The organism is Ideonella sp. B508-1 (assembly GCF_000333615.1).
Lineage (GTDB): Bacteria > Pseudomonadota > Gammaproteobacteria > Burkholderiales > Burkholderiaceae_C > Ideonella.
The window spans coordinates 22,929-28,928 of record NZ_BADL01000319.1 but is presented as its reverse complement, the minus strand read 5'-3'; the positions used below and the strand labels follow the sequence as shown (position 1 = coordinate 28,928).

Here is a 6,000-nt window from a genome sequence, read left to right as displayed (position 1 = left end):
TGGCGGTGCAGCCCGGGCTGCATGGGCTGGGGCGCCAGCCGCTGCTGGCTGCGGGCGGCTGGCCTGTCTGGTGGAGCGCCTTGCTGGCGCTGGCCTGGGCGCCGCTGCTGTGGCTGGCGGCGGGGGCGCAGCGCCTGGCTGACACGGCCCGCGCGCTGCTCACCGGCACCGCCATGCTGGCCTTCCTGGCGGCCCTGGCCAGCCTGGGCCACGCCCTGCCGCTGGGGCTGGACGACCGGCCCCACACCGGGCTGGGTTGGCTGGCCCTGGCCGGCATGGCCGCGATGTACCTTGGCCTGGCGGCCCTGCAATGGCAGCGTGGTGTCTGGACGGCGGCACGGCGCTGGACCTACGCCGGCTACTACGTCGACGACCTGGTCACGCGCCTGGCCTGCCGGCTGTGGCCCGCCCGCTGGGCCGCGCCGGCCTGGGGTGGTCGGGCCGCGGCCTGGGCGGTCCACGGGCCCACGCCGTCCGCCCCCGCGGCCTGACGCAGCCCCACCTTCCGATCCTCTGCATACTGGAGAGTCCCATGCCCCATCCGAGCCTGGCGTCCTGCGCGACGCGGCCCGCCCCTGCCCGCGCCGACGCGAACGGGCGTGCCCATAACCCGGCGTCACAGCCTGACCTGGACGCCGCCGTGGAAGAGGCCGTGGAGGCCGCCTGCGCCCAGGCCTGCCGCAGCTTCGCGCCGGCCTGGCCGCTGGACCAGGCCATCGCCGTCAACCCGCACTGGGCGCGCATCGACCGGCCCGTGCGCCAGGTGGCGGCCCGGCTGGCGGTGCTGGCCGGCGTGCAGGTCTTCCCGCCGCGTGCGCTCATCGCCCAGGCCTGGGCCGAGGGCCGCATCACCCCGCAGGATTTGCGCGCCGCCCTTGCCGCGCTGGGCCACCCCACGCGGGCCGAGGCCGACTGCCTGCAGGCGCTGCAGACCGCGCCCGACATCCCGCCACTGCCACTGCTCATCGACGTGCTGGACGACGACCCGCGGCGCCACGAGCGCCTGAGCTGGCGCCAGGCCATCACCCACCAGCTCAGCCAGACCTGCGCGGCCTACTTCGACCACCACCAGGCCGACTGGCAGCCCGAGCGCAGCGCCGGTCTCTTCGACTTCTGGCGCGACAGCCTGACCCACGACCATGGCGTGGCCTGGCTGATGGGCCTGCCCACGCTGCGACGCCACCTGCATGCCCTGCCCGACAACCGCGAGGCGGTGGAGCGCTGGGCCCTGCAGCGCCAGGGGCTGGAGCCGGCCATCTGGGCCGACTACCTGGAGTCGGTGCTGTGGACGGTGCCGGGCTGGGCCAGCTGGTGCGCCTACCTGGGCTGGCAGGCCCGGCAGCAGGGCCGCGAGGACGGCCACCTGCGCGATCTGCTGGCCATCCGCCTGGCCTGGGGCGCGCTGCTGCTGGAATGCAAAACGGACGCTTCCGGCCAGCGCGCCGGTGCCGACCTGCGCCACGCCTGGCGCGAGGCCCCGGCCCGCCTGGCCCGCGCCGAGCAGGCCCTGTGGGTGGACGAGGTCTGGCAGCTGGCGCTGGAGCAGGGCTACCAGCGCGGCCTGGCCAGCCGCCTCAGCGTGGCGGCGCCCGCGCTGCCCGAGCCGGTGCCCGAGGTGCAGGCCGTGTTCTGCATCGACGTGCGCAGCGAACGCATGCGCCGCGCGCTGGAGGCCGTCTGGCCCGCGGTGCAGACGCGCGGCTTCGCCGGCTTCTTCGGCCTGCCGGCGGCCTACACGCCGCTGGGCACGGCGCTGGCACGCCCGCACCTGCCGGGCCTGCTGGCACCTACCGTGACCGTGGGCGAGGTGATCGAGGACGCCCAGGGCGCCACCCCCGCGGGCGAGCCCACCGCCCGCGCCGCCGCGGCCCGTCGCCATGGACTGGACCGGGCCAGCCGCTGGGAGGCCGCCAGCCGCTGGCCCGGCGCCGCCTTCTCCTACGTGGAGGCTGCCGGCGCGGGCTATCTGGGCCGCCTGGCCAGCTGGTTGCGCCCCCCGGCCAGCCCGCGCAGCGAGGCCGATCACAGCGGCCTGCCCGCGCGCTACCGCCCGCTGTGCCGCCCCGCGCTCGGTGGCCTGGACCTGCCGGCCCAGGTGGACCTGGCCGCCCGCGTGCTGCAGGGCATGGGCCTGGACCGCGGCACCGCGCCCCTGGTGCTGCTGGTCGGCCATGGCAGCCAGAGCGCCAACAACGCCCAGGCCGCCGCGCTGGACTGCGGCGCCTGCTGCGGCCAGACCGGCGAGGTCAGCGTGCGCGCCCTGGCCCGGCTGCTCAACCAGCCCGAGGTGCGCCAGGGCCTGGCCGAGCGCGGCCTGCTGCTGGGCGAGCACACCCGCTTCATCGCCGCCCTGCACAACACCGCCACCGACGAGATGGTCTGGTTCGACCTGGACCAGCAGCCTGCCGCCACGCGGGCCGCGCTGGCACCCGTGCAGGGCGCTTTCGAACACGCGGCCGACCAGGTGCGCCGCGAGCGCGCCCCCAGCCTGGGCCTGGCCCCCACGCTGCCCGCGCCGGCCCTGCTCGACACCCTGCGCCGGCGCGCCAACGACGGCGCCCAGACCCGTCCCGAATGGGGCCTGAGCGGCAACGCCGCGCTGGTCATCGCCCCGCGCCACCGCACGCGCGGCGTGCTGCTGGAGGGCCGGGCCTTCCTGCACGACTACGACCCCGAGGCCGACCCCCAGGGCCAGCTGCTGACCCAGCTGATGACCGCCCCGATGCTGGTGGCCCACTGGATCAACTGGCAGTACCACGCGGCGGTCTGCGAGCCCGAGCGCCTGGGCAGCGGCAACAAGCTGCTGCACAACGTGGTGGGCGGGCGCATCGGTGTGTTCGAGGGCAACGGTGGCGACCTGCGCATCGGCCTGGCCCGTCAGTCGGTGCACGACGGCCAGCGCTGGGTGCACGAGCCGCTGCGCCTGACGGTGGTCATCGACGCACCGGCCGCGGCCATCGAGCGGGTGCTGGCCACGCAGGAGGTGGTGCGCCAGCTGGTGGAGAACGGCTGGCTGCACCTGTGGCGCTTTGGCGAGACAGGGCTGGCGCGTTACCAGGCGGGGCAGTGGCTGGCCGTGCCGGATGAGGCGTGAGGGGCTGAAAGAGCCACGCACAGCCTTACTGCCGAGTCGTATTAGGCAAACGCGCTGTGCGGTTTTGGGGGGAGCCGGTCACCTGGCCTGAGCCCCACCGGGCATCGTCAATCGACGGCTTTCGGCGTGCCAGCTCGCCCTTCATAGGCGGCCAGAATGAAGGGCTTGGCGGCGTCCAGATCTGCCAAGGAGGTCAGCGACACCACGACATCCCCCGTGCCCCAGTGCCCCTTCTGGGACACGTCCTCGGCGTTCTGCAAGGCCTTCGTCACCAAGGCCGGCTCCAGGTGCAGGTACAGCAACAAGCGTCCTTTTTGGGGCACCAGCGTGGCGAAGTTCTTCAAGCGCTTGAACGCGACGTACAAGCGCAACTCCTTGCGTTGCACATCGTCGCCCAAGGAGAGGGTGAAGTCCTCCAGGGATGCCAGCACGGCCAGCAGTGGTGCGGGCAGGGTGGCCACGGTCTCGGCATAGGTCTTGTCGGGCCCGACGACCTTCTCCGTACCCGATTCGTTGGCCTCTTTCGCCAGTTTGGCGGCCTTCACCGCCGCAGATGGTTTGGGGACCGAGGCCGAGGTGGCGTTGACCAGCTCGAACAGCAGCAGGTCCGCACCAAAGCGGCGGTAGCGGATCAGCTCGATGTTGCGGTCGATCTGCTGCACCGCGTGGCCGTCGTACTTGGTGAAGTCCGCGGCGATGCACACCAAGCGTGGGCCACTCCAGTCGATGGCGTCTGCCGCTGCCGCCCCAAACTTCTCCAGCACCAGCAGCTTGAACTCGGCCTTGTGGTCCATCAGCCAATCCAGGTAGAACAAGCCCTGGTTGATGACGTTCTCGCCGACAGAGCGCTTGTACTCCAGGATCACCGGGCAGTGGTTCTCATCCAACCCCAGACTGTCGATGCGGCCACCATGGGTCTTGCCGGTTGAGTACTCGGTGGCCAGGAAGCGGGCGCCCAGCAGCGTTTCGAGGTTGGCCTCGATCAGCGTTTGCAAAGGCTTTTCCAGATCGGACGCCTCGCCCTTGAGTTCGGTGGCTTGGCCGTTGGCAAGACGGAAGAGTTGGATGTCACTCATGGCAGATCGCACCTCAATAAACGTTCGCTGGGTGGCGCGCCGCGCAGCGTTTCACGCAGCCAGGGTTGCTGCTGGAAGGCGGGCGGCGGTTGCGTGGTGGTGGTAACGATGTACTGAAAGGCCGGTGATGAAGCCCCTTCCAGCCCGCGCACTACATCAAACAGCCGGTGGTACACGCTCAGGCCCAGATCGGCCTCGCGTGGGCTGTCGTGCAACAGGAAGGCCGGCAGGTGGGTGGTGCCCGCCATGCTCATGCACATCACCGCCAAATCGAAGGCAATCACCTTGAGCGACTCGATTGCCGCGGTGGAACGCTCACCTCCCCATTGGACGGTGAGCTTCAGTCCGTTGCCGTCCAGGCTGACCCGACCCGAAGCGGTGGGCCCCACGGCCGCGCGGATCACCGCATCAAAGTACGTGGACAAGCGGGCAAACACCTCCGCCTGCTGGTCGCGAAATGCCGCCATGCGTTCGCGCTTGGCGTCCATCTGGGCCTGCAACTGTGCCGCCTGCGCTTGCGCCAGCTCGCACGCGGCCCAGTCGCGCTCCAGGCGTTGAATGTCGTCCAGGTTCTTTCTGCCTTGGCGCCAGGCCAACGAACGGTTGTCGCTCAGCCGTTCGGCCTTCGCCAGGGTCTGCTGCAGTGCGTCGCGCGCCGCACGTGCGGCCAGCAGTTGCTGCTGTACGAGCGCAGTGTTCTGCTTCACCAGTCCGATCTCGGCCTGCTTTGTCTGAACCTGCTTCTGCAAGGCTTCATGCCGCTGGCGCAGGGCGGCCAAGTCCGGCAGCTTGTGCGAAAGCTTGCACCCATCCGCCAGGACTCTGTCGATGGGCACTTCACAGACTTGGCAGCTCGGAACCTCGGCATCCCGCAAGCGGGCAGAACTGCCCGGCAACTCGGCACGCAGATTCGCCAGCAGCGATTCATGCAAGGGCAGGCTGTTGGTCAACACCGCCAGTTGTTTGTCCAGCTCGGCCACCGCTTGCGCCGCGTCGCGGCCGCGTTGCCTCAATTCGCCCAGATTCGAGACGTCCACGGTAGCATCCGTTTTCGCCGCCTGGGCCAGCTTCTGTCGTGCAGCCTGTCGCAGCGTGTCCAGCCCCAAGCGTCCCTCGGGCACCTCGGTGGCCATCAGCCCCACCGCGTGCAGCACTTCTGTTCGCAAGTTCTCGCAAGCCCATTGCCAGCGCCCCAGCTCGTGGAGCTTGGCCTTGTGTGCATCACCTTGTGCGCTGGCCTCGGCCTGCAGCTCAATTTCCTCGGAGGAAATGGCCGCAATCAGCGCCCGCATGGCCTCTTGCAGCCGGCTGCGCGACATGGCGCGCGTGGGCGACTCTGAGTTGGACTCGGCCGCGCGCCAGTCCAGCACATGGTCGAAGCGGCACTCCTGGTCGCGTGTCAGCCAGGCCAGCGCAACCCGCCAAGCGTCATGCGCTTGGTCGGTGCTCATCAAGCGGGCCACCTGCGGGCTCAACACCTGTTGCTCGATGGCGTTGAGCAAGGGTGCCATGCCGGTGGGCTCGGACAAGTGCTCAAACAACTGCTCGGGCAAAACGCCTTCCACCGCGAAGTGGCCCCGCCCCACCCCCAAGGGCCGCAGCACCGCCCAAAGCCGGCCCTTCAGCATCACCTCGGCCGACACCCAGCCGTTCAGAAAAGCCCGGCTGATGCTGAGCCGCTGCTCATCCGGGGCGAAGCGGTCTTCGCCCAGGCAATAGCGCAGCAAGCGGCAGAACAAGGTCTTGCCTGCGCCGTGCCCCAGGTCATCGGCGTCACCTTGGCCACCGGCATCGGCCGGGTCGGGTGACCAGATGAAGTTGAGGCCGGTG

At 70.5% G+C, this 6,000-nt stretch carries 3 protein-coding genes and 1 pseudogene; 2 read left to right on the top strand and 2 right to left on the bottom strand.

Annotated features, from left to right (window positions below):
• Together I73_RS33195 and I73_RS13900 are read left to right on the top strand one after the other, a co-directional pair.
• A pseudogene (locus tag I73_RS33195) lies at window positions 1-491 on the top strand (hypothetical protein); the annotation flags it as partial.
• 41 nt (window positions 492-532) lie between these two features.
• Window positions 533-3,094: a YbcC family protein gene (locus I73_RS13900; protein ID WP_083876741.1), complete on the top strand. Its 2,562-nt coding sequence runs from the start codon at window positions 533-535 to the stop codon at window positions 3,092-3,094.
• Between the two features lie 107 nt (window positions 3,095-3,201).
• Here the strand turns inward: I73_RS13900 and I73_RS13895 are convergent, their stop codons facing one another.
• Together I73_RS13895 and I73_RS13890 are read right to left on the bottom strand one after the other, a co-directional pair.
• Window positions 3,202-4,170, bottom strand: coding sequence for a DUF5655 domain-containing protein (locus I73_RS13895; protein ID WP_022981165.1), 969 nt, complete (start codon window positions 4,168-4,170; stop codon window positions 3,202-3,204).
• Window positions 4,167-5,813, bottom strand: a complete 1,647-nt coding sequence (locus tag I73_RS13890; protein ID WP_148289798.1) for a chromosome segregation protein SMC — start codon at window positions 5,811-5,813, stop codon at window positions 4,167-4,169. The genes I73_RS13895 and I73_RS13890 overlap by 4 nt, the downstream gene beginning before the upstream one ends.
• Window positions 5,814-6,000 lie beyond the last annotated feature (187 nt).